A 14,925-nucleotide genomic window follows, 5' to 3' on the forward strand; every position below is an offset into this window, starting at 1 on the left:
AAGTTTGAGATTTTAAAATGAATAAAAGTTTTTGTCATAGTATTATCCATTGTCAGATGCTATTAGAAACCATAACATTTTTAGTACTTGAAACTACCTGAACCACTTTAAGCTTTATTATAGCAGTGGTGCCTTTGCCCTTATCACTTTCAAATTGTAGAGAGCCGTCCATCATGGAAATAAATTCTCGGGATATACTCAGGCCCAAACCAGTTCCTTTTTCCTTTTCTGTACCAGGGCTCGATTGCAATATGGAAAATTGCTCTTTTTCAAAGGACTTGAGAATATTGGTAGGCATTCCCAAACCATAATCCTGAACTTGAAGAACGACTTCTTTTGACTCTGTAAATGACCGGATATCTATTACTGACCCCTTTTTAGAAAACTTAATTGCATTGCTAAGGATATTCCGAATTATAACCTGCAAAAGATCAGGATCAGCCCATACCTTATCCTTGGTATTCATTTCCACTTTGATAGTCAACTCCTTAGCTTGGGCTTGATTATGCAACAGTTCAAGACTTGGTCTGGTCACAGTTTCAAGGTTAATTGGGCTCAATTGCACCCTAAATCCTTCCATTTGGGATCTAGACCAAGAGAGAATATTGTCCAGCACCACATACAAGCTATCGACATTTCTTTTTAAAATATGGGAAATCGTAGAAAATTCTTCTCTTGACAATTCTTGGGTATTGACCAAGCCAAGCACTGACTGCAATTGGGAAACCGGGGATTTCAGGTCGTGACCTAAGATGGAAAAAAGTTTGTTTTTCAACCTATTTGATTTTTCAAGTTCCTGCGACTGCAATTCTAAAGCCTTTTTCTGTTGGTTTACTTTCTCCTGTTTTGAAACTAAATCTTTATTAATTTTCTTGGTTCTCTTATTGAGCATGTAGAGCCTGGCCAAGACTACCCCAAGTAAAATAATGGCTACTGAAATTATCAAAATGACCAGTCTGAAGTTTTTTATCCTCAGGTCTTGAATCAGATTTTCTGACCTGAGATACCGGACATCCGCATCAGATTTTTCCACCTCAAACATCCCCTGAATCAAAGCCAATCTATCCCGATCTGCTTTTTCATCCAAGACTTCACTCAAATCTGTAAACTGCTTGAGGTAATCGAAAGCTTTCTCATTGTTTCCAAGCTTTTCATGAAGCTTGGAAAGGTGCTTTAAAGTCTGGACATACTCATCCTGAAAATTATTCTCCCCTGAAATTTTCTCCCCTCTTTCAAGGATTTCCAAAGACTTGGCATAGTTTCCAGTTTCTAAATACGCTTTTCCCAACCTATGAAGAATGGAGGATTCAAAAGAAGAAAGCCTTTGATGTGAAGCAGCATTAAGCGCATTTTCGTAAGTTGCTATGGCCTTTGCAATGTCTCCCTGTGCCATCTGAACATCTCCGATCACCCTATTGGTAAAGCTGGTAAAATAAATAGACCCGGCTTCATCGTTTTGTTTAATGGCTTCTTTTGCAAAAAATATGGCCGAGTCCAATTTATCGGTTTTACTATAGTTTAAGGCAATATTATTTAAACTCCTGATAATGATGTAAGAATCGTTGATTTCCTTACCTATCTCAAGAGCTTCTTTAAATTTGCGGATTGCTTCATCATAATTTCTTTGTTGATAGTAAATCGCCCCTAGATTATTGAGCGTCATTGCAATTTCACCTTTGTCATTTTGACTAAATCCAATAAGATATGCATCCCTGGAGTATCTAAAAGCTTTGTCCCAGATTCCCAATCTGTAATGAATCCAACCGAGATTTCCTTTGGCCCTTGCCAATTGTAGACTGTCGTTGTTTTCCAAAGCTAAAGTTTCGGCCTGAACGCTAAACTCCAAGGCTTCACCTAAGTCTCTTTCCCTAAGTAGAAAAGAAAGTCTGTTTAAAATCTCTACCTTGTTTTGGTCATGGGAGCCGGAATTCAAAATGGTCTTCAAACTATCGACCTCCCTATTTTGAGAGTACCCTATAGTGGAAGATAAAAAGGCAATACAGAAGTATAATAATCGCTTCATATTACTAGAAATTTTATGACAGTAACATTACCGTCATACTGGCATTTACACATCTGGAAGTTTATTTTGAATTCACGGAACATCACCTTTTCTTCAAAAGCATTTAACCCCATTTAATCAACACAAAAATGCCTTTAAGAAAAATCTTTACTAACTCCCATTAATTATCAGGTGAATTAATCCAAAAATCCTAAATAAAACTAACAACAACTGTAAAAAATTGAGGATATTAAAGATTGGAAAGCATTAGGATAAAATGTAGATATACAGTACTTTGACAGTAATGAAAGGACAACCTGATTTAATTCGAACCCCATATTGATTGATCATGGATCAAACGAGGAAGTCAAGTTATTTATAAAAATTAACCTGTATTGACCCATAATCCTAGAAATTGAAGCTACCGGCAAAAAATCCTAAAAAGTCAGTAAAAATTTAAAGCTCAGTCCAATCCCAATCTTCATTGAGCTGTTTGATTGCATGATGTGCGGTAAGGTCGTATTGACAGGGAACAATCGAAACGTAATTGTTAGCAATAGCCCATTCGTCATTGTCTTCTCCTTTATCAAAATTCACAAAATTACCTGCCATCCAAAAGTATTTCCTGCCATTGGGGTCAAATCTCTCAGAAAATTCTTCCTGCCATTTGGCATGTGCCTGCCTACAGACTTTTACACCTTTAATGGATTCGTTCCTTTTGGGAGGAAAATTCACATTTAATGCTACACCTTTTGACATACCATGGTCCAAAACCTGTTTGGCTATTTTGTAGACATACTCCTCCACGTGACTGAAATCCGCTTTGGAAGAATAGTCACAAAGACTGAATCCAATAGAAGGCAAACCTTCTAAAGCACCTTCTATTGCTGCAGACATGGTTCCAGAATATAGAACAGAAATAGAAGTGTTACTGCCATGGTTGATGCCGGACACCACTAGGTCAGGGGTTTTGTCCTTAAGAACATAATGCTTGGCCAGCTTGACACAATCTGCGGGAGTTCCGCTGGATTTATAGGCTTCTACACCTTCAAAAATATCTTCTTCGTATAGCCTGAGCGTTTCTCCTATAGTAATGGCATGGCCCATTCCGGACTGGGGACTATCAGGTGCCACCACAATGACTTCCCCTAATTTTTTCATGACACTAACTAAAACACGTATTCCTTTCGAAGTGATGCCATCATCATTCGATACTAAAATCAATGGTTTTTTTGACATAAAAATTATTTGATTTGATTGTAATAAGCTGTAATTCTAAGCAGATCACCTCTTTTGTCGTGAGAAAGCCTGTTTTTTCTCATAAATAAATCTACTTCATCGGCCCTATCGCCGAAAATATCAAGTAGCTCTTTCTTTTTCTGGGAATAACGCTGGATTTTGCCGTCTTTGATAAAGTAGTAATTGAAAGCAAGTCTGTAAGCTCCTCCGATCTGCGGTCCCCACAAAGGATTCATGGCCATTGGACCATATCCCATATTCCTGTTATCCACTACTATCTGTTCTCTGCAAAGGAGTATTGCATCCTCACCTTCCGTTAAAATTTCAAAAAACACGGGTGTTTCATAATCTCCTGTCAAAGGAAAAGGTAAGGTATAAAATGTTCTGATTCCTCCATATTGCTCATCAAATATCTCAAACTGGGTCACATTGGAAGAAGTAAAAGTTTCTATTCCCTGATGTTGTAGTTGCACGAGATTATTTTCAAGATCATATTTCACCATGCCTTGATAAACTGTTCCGCTATTCATCTGTATCTGTCCCTTGTGCCAGACCTGTGAAGGGAACTGACCTTGTGCTTCAGCATTAAACTGGAAAATAAAGAAACCTATAACAAAGAATGCGATACTTCTCATGTTGACCTAAAGTTGATTAGTACTCAAGTTAACGAATCCAAGCCTAATTAAGTTGATGCAGGCTACGCTTTCTTTAATAAAAAGAGGTGATTTTAAACAAAAATCTTACTTTTTAAGGATAGTATGGCCCATTTTATCCCTTTTTGTAATCAGGTATTTTTCATTATGTGGATTAGGTAGTATCTCTATGGGTATCTGTTCTACTATCTCAAGACCATAGCCCAATAAACCGACCCTTTTGGTAGGATTGTTGGAAATCAGTCTGATTTTGCTTATTCCCAGATCTCTTAATATTTGTGCTCCGACCCCATAATCTCTTTTGTCCATGGGAAGTCCTAGAGCTAAATTTGCCTGTACCGTATCCATACCTTGTTCCTGGAGTTTGTAAGCTTTGAGCTTATTGATCAGACCAATGCCTCGTCCCTCTTGATTCATGTATAAAACAACTCCCTTTCCTTCTCTTTCCACCATTTCCATCGCGCTGTGAAGTTGAGGACCGCAATCACACCTGCATGACCCAAAAATATCACCTGTGATACAGGAAGAGTGTACCCTGACCATGACAGGCTCATTTTCTTCCCACTGACCTTTGATCAGGGCCATATGAATATCATTGGTATTGGTCTGTCTAAATGCAATAAGGTCAAAATCTCCAAACGTCGTGGGCATAGCTACGCCTATTTCCCGCTTGATCAACGACTCATTTTTAAGTCTGTAGGCGATAAGGTCCTTGATGGAGACAAGCTTCAGGTTAAATTTCTCTGCCACAGGTACCAGATCAGGAAGTCTTGCCATGGAGCCGTCCTCATTCATGATTTCGACCAACACACCTGCAGGAGCCAATCCCGCCAACCTTGCAAAATCAATGGCAGCTTCTGTATGGCCTGCCCTCCTCAATACACCACCTCTTTTGGCCTTTAGTGGGAAAATATGGCCCGGTTTACCCAATTCATCAGGATGAATGCTATCATCTACCAAGGCTCGGATTGTTTTGGATCTATCACTGGCGGATATTCCTGTGGTACAGCCATGGCCTATCAAATCCACCGATACAGTAAATGGTGTCTCATAAGCTGCAGTATTATTACCTACCATCAACTCCAGCCCTAGCTTTTCACACCTGTCTTCGATCAGCGGTGCACATATCAGACCCCTGCCATGTGTGGCCATAAAGTTGATGATTTCGGGAGTCACTTTCTCAGCGGCACAGACAAAATCTCCTTCATTCTCTCTGTCTTCATCATCGACTACTATAATTACTTCACCATTTTTGATGGCTTCGATTGCGTCTTCTATCGGGTCTAACTTGATATCCTTGGACATATATTTGTTTAAATTCTATTTGGGTCTATAAAGGCCCAAAATTACATGCTTCTTTTGGTTTAACAGTAGGAAAACAGGTAAAGTTTGGATCAGAAGCTGATCACTATTCCCAACTGTTTGTCTATTTCTACCTGATATTGTTTCAGTTCCATGTAGATGGCTATCCTTTCCGTAAGTATATTTTCTTCCAGCTTCTCCATTTCAGCCTCTTTGATTTTTTGTCTGGCTTCTTCCATCATTTTCTTAATCACCTTCTTTTTAAGATGTAAAATACTGTCATAGACCGTCTTGGCTAAGTCGTCGGCTTCATTATTAGTGAATATCTGATACCTGGATTCCCAGAGAGTAGACAGTTCGTATTTTCTGGTAATGAGGTTAATAACCTCACGCTTGACTTCAGAATCTTCATGCTTGAGGAAATACTCCGGCTGTGGCAGGATGTTATTTGCTAAGGCATCTTTATAGAGGTTGAGGATTTTTTGATAAACCGGTGTTTCGAATTTTAGATCATCGGTCTCCTGCAATAAGTACTGGCAGACATGAAGGTCATCCGACACCATCTCAAAACCATAATTGACCAATAACCTGAGCATTTCCCTTTCCTGAAGCTGGAGGATACCTGAAATCCCCAACTCTTCTTTTACAGGAAGAAAGGCCTCGAAAGGAGTCTCCTGTTCCTCTCTTTTTTCTTTAAAGAATCCATCCTTTTTTTCTTTAAGGTGAATCTTGTTCAATTCTGCCTGAATGATTTCCTCGTCCAGGCCCAAAAGCGAAGCAGATTTTTTAATATATACCGTTCTGACGATAGGATCCGGTATTTTGGCAAGACTGGAAACCACCTCTTTGATCAGGTTGGCCTGCTTGATCGGGTCTTTGGCAACTTCTTCAGCATAAAGCCCTATTTTAAAAGAAATGAAGTCTTGGGCATTTTTTTCAAGGTACTCCCCAAACTCTTGTGATCCTACTTTTCTTGCATAGCTGTCCGGGTCTTCTCCGCGGGGGAAAACCACCGCCTTCACGTTCAGCCCACCTTCCAGAATCATGTCAATACCTCTCAGGGAAGCTTTGATCCCCGCTGCATCTCCATCATAAAGCACAGTAATATTGTCCGAAAATCTCTTGATCAGTTTGATCTGATTTTCTGTCAGCGAAGTTCCGGAGGAAGCCACGACATTTTCTATTCCCGCCAGGTGCATGGAAATCACATCCGTGTACCCTTCTACAAGATAGCAATTGTCCTTTTCCCTAATAGATTTCTTTGCCTGAAAGATCCCGTACAGAATATCAGACTTATGGTATACATCCGTTTCCGGCGAATTAATGTATTTGGGTTGCTTCTTGTCCTGGGTAAGAATTCTGGCACCAAAGCCAATTGGTTTACCTCCCAAGTTGTGAATGGTAAAAGTCACCCTCCCTCTAAACCTGTCATACAGCCGGGAAGGGTCACCTTCTTTTTGAAGAATGAGGCCAGCTTTCAGCAAAAGTTCATTACTATGCCCGTCTGATTTGGCCGCATCATGGAGATGACTCCAGCCATCCAGTGCATAGCCCAGGTCAAATTTTTCAATGATAGATTGAGAAAAACCTCTTTCTTTGAAGTAGCTTAAGCCAATCGCTTTACCCTCCTCTGTCTGCAGATTTTTCACAAAAAAGTCTCTGGCATAGCCCAAAACAATGTAGAGGCTCTCTCGCTCATTATAGGCCTGTACAGCCTCAGGGGTTTGCTCCTTATCCTCTTCTACCTCTATGCCGTATTTTTGTGCCAGATGCCGTATGGCTTCATTGAAGCCCACCCCTTCTATGTCCATCACAAACTGTATAGGGTCTCCAGCCTTGCCACATCCGAAACATTTATAAATCTGCTTGGCTGGAGAAACAGAAAAAGAAGGTGATTTTTCATTGTGGAAAGGACAGCATGCCCAGAGATTTTGGCCCTTCTTTTTTAAAGGAACGTAATCATTGACTACCTCTTCAATGTCTGCTCTTTCTTTGACTTTATCCGTTGTTGCGCGGCTGATTCCCATTACTCCCTATTTCAACTTTCAAAGATAAAAAGTATTGAATCAAAACATAGGCAGAATATTGCCTGAAACTATTTATCAGACCGGCAAGTTCTAGCTAAGAGAAGATATAATGTAATAGCTTCTTTTAAATTAGAACAATTATAAACTAAATTGCGAAGCATTAAGCGTTAAAATAATGTCAATAAGTAAAGAAAATGTACTCAAGGCCCTGTCCAGAGTAGAAGATCCGGATTTGAAGAAGGACCTTGTGACCCTAGGGATGATACAGGGAATCGAAATAGAAGGAAATCTGATCAAATTTAAAGTTGTTCTTACCACACCTGCCTGTCCATTAAAGGAAGTAATCAAAAACAATTGTGTAGAGGCTTTACATGAAGATTTTGGTACTGATGTTGAACTTGACATTTACATGACGTCCAATGTCACTACAGCGAGAAATGAGGCTCCTCTTCTTCCGAAGGTAAAAAATATCATTGCAATAGCTTCCGGAAAAGGAGGCGTTGGAAAATCTACCACCTCCAGCAATCTTGCTGTGGCTTTGGCCAATACAGGTGCCAAAGTAGGGCTGATAGATGCGGATATTTCCGGGCCCAGTATCCCTACAATGTTCAATGTGGAATCTGAGCAGCCTATGGTCAAGCAGGTCGATGGCAAAAATGTCATCATGCCCATTGAGCAGTATGGTGTCAAATTGATGTCTATTGGATTTCTTACGCCGGCAGAATCTGCTGTAGTATGGAGAGGGCCAATGGCAAGTTCCGCTTTAAAACAGTTTATTGGTGATGTGGAATGGGGAGAACTCGATTACCTCTTAATAGATCTTCCTCCTGGGACATCTGACATTCACCTAACTATGGTGCAGACTGTACCTGTGACAGGAGCTGTAATTGTCACCACACCTCAAAAAGTAGCTTTGGCAGACGCCACCAAGGGACTGACCATGTTCAGACAGGCACAAATTAATGTCCCTGTCTTAGGTGTTGTGGAAAATATGGCTTATTTTTCACCGGAAGAATTGCCGGAAAACAAATATTACTTATTCGGCAAAGAAGGTGGGAAAAAGTTGGCTGAAAAATACCAAGTACCTTTTTTGGGAGAAATTCCAATTGTCCAAAGTATCAGGGAAAGTGGAGATACGGGTTATCCGGCCGTATTGAAAGAAGGTATCACAGAAAAAGCTTTCAATCAACTGGCAGAAAATGTAGCGCAACAAGTGGCTATTAGGAATGCAGAAAAAAACAAAACTGAAGTAGTACAGGTCAAGATATAAGTAATAATGGAAGTGGAATTGATTGAGAGAGTAGAAAAAGCACTTGATACCATCAGGCCTTATCTGGAGGCAGATGGAGGAAATGTCAAAGTAATAGAAATAACAGAAGACAATGTTTTGAAGTTAGAGTTAACTGGAACATGTAGTTCCTGCCCTATGTCCACCATGACATTGAAAGCCGGAGTAGAAGAGGCCATAAAAAGGGATATCCCAGAAATCACTAAAGTTGTGGCGGTAAATGTTGCAGTTGCTTAATTTATACTCTAAAGTTGATATGAAAGTAGGAATAAGGATAGGTTTAGTTTTATCCTTGTTCCTTTTTTTATGCCTTTCCTCTGTACAGGGACAACAATTTTTTGGCCAGGTCTATCAGCACGTTCATGATGAGAAGTGTGCCGCAGTACCAATGGAAAAGCACATCGAAGAACAAGTCGGTGTTTACGGATCCAGAGATTATTTTGAGGCGTGGATGGGCGATCAGATCACTGAAAGGCGAAAATCTCCCTCCATCATGCGAAGTCAGGAGCAGGAAACAAGGGTAATTCCTGTTGTGGTACATGTAGTTCACAATGGAGAAGATATTGGTGTTGGAAACAACATTCCAGAGATCCAGATTCTCAACCAAATCCGTATCATCAATGAAGATTTCAGGAGGCAAAATCCTGATGCCAGCAATACTCCTGCGGAGTTTAGGGATATTGCTGCAGATTCCAATATAGAGTTTGTTTTGGCCAAACAGGATCCGGAAGGCCTTCCAACAAGTGGCATTATCAGGGTACAGGGGACAAAAAACACTTATACTGCCATAACTGACGCAGCACTTCTCAGTCAGTTTTCTTATTGGCCGGCAGAAGATTACCTTAATATTTGGGTAGCTCCCATTGCCGGGAATGTACTTGGCTGGGCAAGTCCGCCTCTTGCCAACCTTCCCGGTCTTGGAGCGATAGTCTTCCCAAGGGAAATAGACGGAGTATTCGTTACTTCCAATTGGTTTGGAGAAGGTGGAAATGCCAATTCTTCAGCCAGAGGTAGAACCCTTACACATGAAATCGGACATTTTTTTGGACTGAGACATATTTGGGGTGATGGCAATTGCGATGTAGATGACTTTGTAGATGATACACCCAATCAAAACGGACCCAACTTTGTATGTCGCATAGATGCGCCGAGGTTTACCTGTGAAAGTAGGGACATGACCGAAAACTACATGGATTACACTACTGATGCCTGCATGAATATTTTTACGCAAGGGCAGGTAGAGCGCTTTAATGTGGTGTTGGCCAATAGCCCCAGAAGGGCAAGTCTAGTAAACGGAAGGGCTACGAGAGAGCCTCCTTTGTTGCCAAACAACCTGTCTATTGATAGGCTAATTAACCCATCTGACTTGATCTGTGACCTTAATGTAATACCAGAAGTACTTTTGAGGAACAGAGGAGAAAACACCATCACTTCTGCGACTTTGGAAGTGAGATTAAATGGAAACTTATTGGAAGAAAGATCTCTCACTTTAAATCTTGAATTAGGGGATACGACAAGGGTGTTGTTCTCACCCATTCAGCTGGCTGGTGAAGGAGACGAGTTTGAAGTAAATATTCTTGAAGTAAATGGGGAGCTTAACCCGGAAACTGTAAGCAGAAGCATTATTTCCAACCCAGTCATTCAGCCCACCATTTCGCTTCCATATAGGTTTGCTTTTGAAGAGTTTGACAACCTTTGGAAAGTAAGAAACCCAGATGACAGCCTAACTTGGGAGCTTGGTGAAGTTACATTGGACGGTAATCTACAGCAAGTCATACAAATCAGGAATTACGAATATGAAGCTTTCAATCAACTTGATTTTCTAATTTCACCACAGATCAATTTGAGCGAATTCCCTAATGCACAGCTTACGTTCAGAATGGCTTATGGTCCTTACAACGCTCAAGGTTTTGGTGATGACTTGATTGTGGCCATTTCTGATGATTGTGGCAATACTTTCCAACTTACTTCTCCTCCTTATGAAAAGGACGTACAATTCTTGCAAACTTCCTCTCCTACGCTAGATCCCTTTGTACCAAGCAGAGAAAATCAGTTTAGAAGGGAAATAGTGAACCTGGCTCCTTTTGCGGATATGGGAAATATCAGGATAGCCATCATCAACAGAAATGGATATGGCAATAACCTTTACATCAAAGATATTGAAATCCTTCCTGAGGAAGTTCATCGCTACAGAGTTGATTTGGTAGAATTGGTTTCCCCTACCCCAATATCTGTAGGAGATCATGAGCAGGAAACTATTCGGGCTGTGAATACAGGCAATCTTCCTGTCGATGGTTTTATATTCAGGAGAAGACTGGGTAACGCAACACCTGTTTCTTATATAGGAAGAGGCATTGGTCTACAGCCAGGAGACAGTCTGAATATCAATTTGCCAAGAGGAACAATCGGCTCAGATCTCAGCAGGCTCACATACACGGTTGATTTTCCGAATTTCGACCAAAACCCGGGTAATTCTGATGAAATTTCCAGATTTATACTGACAAACTCCAACACAGAAAGAATTCCTTTCCGACAAAATTTCAATAATACCGTGACCTTGGCACCTTGGGTGGTGGTCAATCCTCAAGGAAACAACAACAACTGGGAGCTGACCCCGCTTCAAACCGGAGGATCTGGCGCCAATCTCGTAAGGTTGGATGACAGTCAAGATGACAATTCCTATTGGCTGGGATCGCCTTTGTTTGATCTTTCAGCTGCAAGGCAAGCTGCATTGTTCTTTGATTTCGCTTCTGGTCAAGTTGTAGAAAATACCATCCTAAAAGTATTGGCCAGTAGAAACGGAGGTAGAACCTACCAGGAGGTCTTCAGAAAAACCGGAGCGGAATTAAACACCTCCAATTCTTCAGAGGCAAATCCAAATCAAAGAGGTGATTTTGAAAGGCAATTTGTAAACCTAACCGATTACGCTGGCAACGAAAGGGCAATCAGGGTAGCCATTGTATTGGAGAATACGGATGAAGCAAACAGCACGGCTTACATTGACAATATTGAGCTGTTTTTATCTGCCAACCCCGAACCGGTGGATCCGGGATTAGGCAATACCATCATTTATCCAAATCCGGCAAGAGATGTATTCAACATCGTTTTCAATTTGCAGACATTTGAATCTGTAAACATCCAAATCACCTCTCCTACCGGTCAGATTGTCCATGATGTGGATTATCCTAACACACTAAACCAGACCTATACTTTCAGCTCCCAGTTGTTTAGTAAAGGATTGTTTATTGTAAAAATCACCAGCAATACGATCACTGAAACAAGAAAGCTGATCATTCATTAAGTAAGTTTTATTGGAAAAAAGCCTGAAAGTGATCATTTCCTTTCAGGCTTTTTCATTTTAAGAAAGTTTTGGCTGATTTCTTGCGACCTATATCATAGATTTGCATGACAAAATATAAATTAATTTTACCTTTATCCGTTACTACTTTAGATTCCGCTTTACATGAGCAATACCAAACAATCAGTGAAAAAAATAGCCATACATTTAGTCCTCGTCATTTTAGCCATTATTGTCTTTGCTTTTATTTTTCTGAATGTGTTCCTTCCATCCTATACCAATCATGGGCAAACGGTAACCGTACCTGATTTGGAAGGTTATGAATACCATGAACTCCAAGATTATTTAAAAGAAAGGGATTTGAGGTATGAAGTCACACTTGACAGTGGTTTCAACAATGAATTGAAACCGCTTTCAGTAATGAAACAAAATCCAAAAGCAGGAAGCAAGGTAAAGAAAGGCAGAAAAGTCTATGTCACACTCAATGCCAAAAATGCACCTTTGATCAAAATGCCAAACCTGGTCAACAGTCTTCTTAAAAATGCTCAGGAAATCATAGGGAATATGGGCTTGGTAAGGGGTGAAATTGTTTATGTCCCGGATATCGGAATCAATGTAGTCCTTGAACAAAAATACAGAGGCAGAAATATAGCTGAAGGCTTTGAGATCCCAAAAGGCTCCCAAATAGACCTTGTAGTGGGAGATGGATTGGGAAAACAGATTTTAGATGTCCCTTCTCTGATAGGTATGGATGAAGTGGATGCAGAGTTTCTTATCATTGGCTCGGGTCTAAGGATGGGCAATATCAATTATGTAAGAACAGACACCGTACCTCAGGGAACCATTGTACAGCAAATGCCTCCACCAGGATCTGAAATCAGGACTGGAGAACCTATAGAAGTCTGGATTTCCGACCTTAGAGAAAATTGAAATTTCTTCACAGATGAATAAAAAGCTGAATACTGTCTTTTTTGCTTTCATGATACTCTTATGGGGTATAAGTTGGCAAGGAATGGCTCAGTTTCAGCAATTGCCTACTCCCAGAAAACCTTCCCCTTCTGCACAGAATTTTCAGCGTGTAATGGAAGAAAAACTGTCCCTACCCTTTTGGGATGATTTTTCTTCAGCTGGAATAGATAGTAGTAAATGGATCAATGAAGGAGCTACTCAATCTTTCACAGTTGCCAATGCTGCCCCTTCCTTGGGAGTACTGCTTTTGGACGGTGTGGATGAAAGTGGTAAACCCTACTCCAATGTCCCGATCGAGCAGGGTATAACAGACATCATCAGCTCCCGCCCAATTGACCTTTCCAGTATCAGCAGCAATGAAAGCAGCACGCTTTTTCTGAGTTTTTTTTGGCAGGCTGGTGGAAAAGCCGAAATGCCAGATGCCAACGATAACCTCACCCTCCTTTTCAGGGACACTCTGGGCAACTGGATCAATGTTTGGCAGATTGCTGGCGAACTACCGGCAGAGCAGTTTTTCTTCACACAAGAGATCATTCAGGTGGAAGAGGCATTCCAACATGCAGACTTTCAGTTCAGGTTTCAGATCAACGGACGTGCCTCAGGACCTTTTGACAGTTGGTTGATAGATTATGTATACCTCAATACCAACAGAAGTACTGGTGACATTTTTTATCCTGACAGAACCCTGACTACCCAAAACCTCAGACCCAGCCAAAAATACACAGGTATACCTGTTTTCGAAGCCAGTAATCTCTCTGGAGATTTTTGGAGAAATACAGGGAATGAGTTTAAAAACTTAGAAAACAGGTTTAGGGCCATGGAGTACAGTGTAGAAATCCGTGACAAATCAGACAATTCCCTGATCTCAAGAGTGAACAACAACACTCCGTTCAACCCGGTACCTCTGGGTTCGGAAAGAAGGATATTTGAGAGCAATCCCATTTCAGGAGTTTCATTGCCGGAGGAAGAAACAGACTATGAAATCACCACTTATATCAGTTCTGGGGATCTTAACCTATTCCAGATGATCAATGGTGATTCTGTCTTTTTTGATGACATCAACCTCAGGGTAAATGACACTGTCCGTTCCGTAATTTCATTCAGGGATTATTTTGCTTACGATGATGGCAACATTGATTACTCTGCAGGAATCAACCAAAGATCAGGAAGCTTGGTCAATAGGTTTGAAACTTCCACCAACCCCTACGTCAAAGGCATCAGTATCAATTTCACGAATCAAAACCAGGCCAACCAGATCATAGACCTTTCGATCTGGCAGGACCTTCAAAGTGATCCCATTTATGTACGGGAGATTTTTATTCCGGAAAAAGAAAACCTTGAAGAGTTTTCTTATTTCGAACTTGATGAAAATATCAGGGTAAGTGAGATTTTCTTTGTTGGATTTACACAATTTACCAATGATTTTATCCATGTCGGACTGGACAAAACGTTTGACAATGGCCGGGAAATATTTTATAATGTTGCAGGTCCTTGGCAGCAAAATGAACTTGTGGAAGGCTCCTTGATGATCAGAGTTCACCTAAGTGAAACACCGGTAGTGGAAGAAAGTACTGAGGAAGAAGAATCAAGCTTAAGGGTATATCCAAATCCTGTGGAAAACAGGCTTTTTGTAGAAGGAAAGGTAGAAACGTTTTCCGTGTTTGATCCCTATGGAAGACAACTGGATCTGACTTCGGAAGAAAGTGATAACGGAAAAATAATTAACTTTGCGGGACTTCAAAAAGGCATCTACGTGCTTAAGATAGTACAAGGAGAAAAAAATATTTCAAAAAGAATTTTAGTCAAATAAATAATTATGGAAGACATTACTGTTTCAGAATTGAGAGAAAAACTGGGTAAAGGCGAAGAATTTCTATTTATAGATGTTAGGGAAGAATGGGAGTACGAAGAAGATAATCTGGGTGCGAAAAACATCCCCTTAGGACAATTACCTTACGAGCTTGACGAACTTGAATCATATAAAGATCAAGAAGTAGTGGTTCAATGCAGGTCAGGAGCCAGAAGTGGCAACGCAAAGAAATTTATGGAAACCAGAGGTTTTACTAAAGTCAGAAACCTCCTTGGGGGAATTATGGCCTATAGGGCTATGGAAGATGAAGAAGGGTAAACAAACCCATATTCCGTAA

At 40.6% G+C, this 14,925-nt stretch carries 11 protein-coding genes; 6 read left to right on the forward strand and 5 right to left on the reverse strand.

All coding sequences use genetic code 11. The features are described from left to right. Positions 1 to 52: 52 nt before the first annotated feature. From EGN73_RS10235 to dnaG, 5 genes are all read right to left on the reverse strand, one after another. Positions 53 to 2,023: a tetratricopeptide repeat-containing sensor histidine kinase gene (locus EGN73_RS10235; RefSeq protein ID WP_219289097.1), complete on the reverse strand. Its 1,971-nt coding sequence runs from the start codon at positions 2,021 to 2,023 to the stop codon at positions 53 to 55. Positions 2,024 to 2,458: 435 nt separating this feature from the next. Further along, positions 2,459 to 3,241, reverse strand: a complete 783-nt coding sequence (gene surE, locus EGN73_RS10240) for a 5'/3'-nucleotidase SurE (RefSeq protein ID WP_219289099.1) — start codon at positions 3,239 to 3,241, stop codon at positions 2,459 to 2,461. Between the two features lie 5 nt (positions 3,242 to 3,246). Continuing rightward, on the reverse strand, positions 3,247 to 3,876 hold the full coding sequence (locus EGN73_RS10245; RefSeq protein ID WP_219289101.1) for a hypothetical protein: 630 nt from the start codon (positions 3,874 to 3,876) through the stop codon (positions 3,247 to 3,249). A gap of 105 nt (positions 3,877 to 3,981) precedes the next feature. Continuing rightward, complete coding sequence (locus EGN73_RS10250; RefSeq protein WP_219289103.1) at positions 3,982 to 5,199, reverse strand: bifunctional 3,4-dihydroxy-2-butanone-4-phosphate synthase/GTP cyclohydrolase II; 1,218 nt, start codon at positions 5,197 to 5,199, stop codon at positions 3,982 to 3,984. Positions 5,200 to 5,288: 89 nt separating this feature from the next. Continuing rightward, a complete protein-coding gene (gene dnaG, locus EGN73_RS10255; protein WP_219289105.1) occupies positions 5,289 to 7,223 on the reverse strand; it encodes a DNA primase in 1,935 nt (644 codons plus the stop codon). A gap of 175 nt (positions 7,224 to 7,398) precedes the next feature. Between dnaG and EGN73_RS10260 the strand changes: the two genes are divergently transcribed. The 6 genes from EGN73_RS10260 to EGN73_RS10285 all read left to right on the forward strand — a co-directional run bounded on the left by EGN73_RS10260 (position 7,399) and on the right by EGN73_RS10285 (position 14,906). After that, a complete protein-coding gene (locus tag EGN73_RS10260; protein WP_219289107.1) occupies positions 7,399 to 8,493 on the forward strand; it encodes an Mrp/NBP35 family ATP-binding protein in 1,095 nt (364 codons plus the stop codon). A gap of 6 nt (positions 8,494 to 8,499) precedes the next feature. Next, positions 8,500 to 8,748 carry a NifU family protein gene (locus EGN73_RS10265; RefSeq protein WP_219289109.1) on the forward strand — a complete coding sequence of 83 codons (249 nt, stop codon included), beginning with the start codon at positions 8,500 to 8,502 and terminating at the stop codon, positions 8,746 to 8,748. A 19-nt stretch (positions 8,749 to 8,767) separates the two neighbouring features. Next, positions 8,768 to 11,812: a T9SS-dependent choice-of-anchor J family protein gene (locus EGN73_RS10270; RefSeq protein WP_219289111.1), complete on the forward strand. Its 3,045-nt coding sequence runs from the start codon at positions 8,768 to 8,770 to the stop codon at positions 11,810 to 11,812. A gap of 162 nt (positions 11,813 to 11,974) precedes the next feature. After that, on the forward strand, positions 11,975 to 12,739 hold the full coding sequence (locus EGN73_RS10275; RefSeq protein WP_219289112.1) for a PASTA domain-containing protein: 765 nt from the start codon (positions 11,975 to 11,977) through the stop codon (positions 12,737 to 12,739). Positions 12,740 to 12,752: 13 nt separating this feature from the next. Beyond that, entirely contained in the window at positions 12,753 to 14,588 is a 1,836-nt protein-coding gene (locus EGN73_RS10280; protein WP_219289115.1) for a T9SS type A sorting domain-containing protein, read from the forward strand. A 6-nt stretch (positions 14,589 to 14,594) separates the two neighbouring features. Beyond that, entirely contained in the window at positions 14,595 to 14,906 is a 312-nt protein-coding gene (locus tag EGN73_RS10285; protein ID WP_219289118.1) for a rhodanese-like domain-containing protein, read from the forward strand. Positions 14,907 to 14,925 lie beyond the last annotated feature (19 nt).

It is taken from the genome of Arthrospiribacter ruber (assembly GCF_019343195.1).
In the GTDB taxonomy this organism is placed as follows: Bacteria; Bacteroidota; Bacteroidia; order Cytophagales; family Cyclobacteriaceae; genus Arthrospiribacter; species Arthrospiribacter ruber.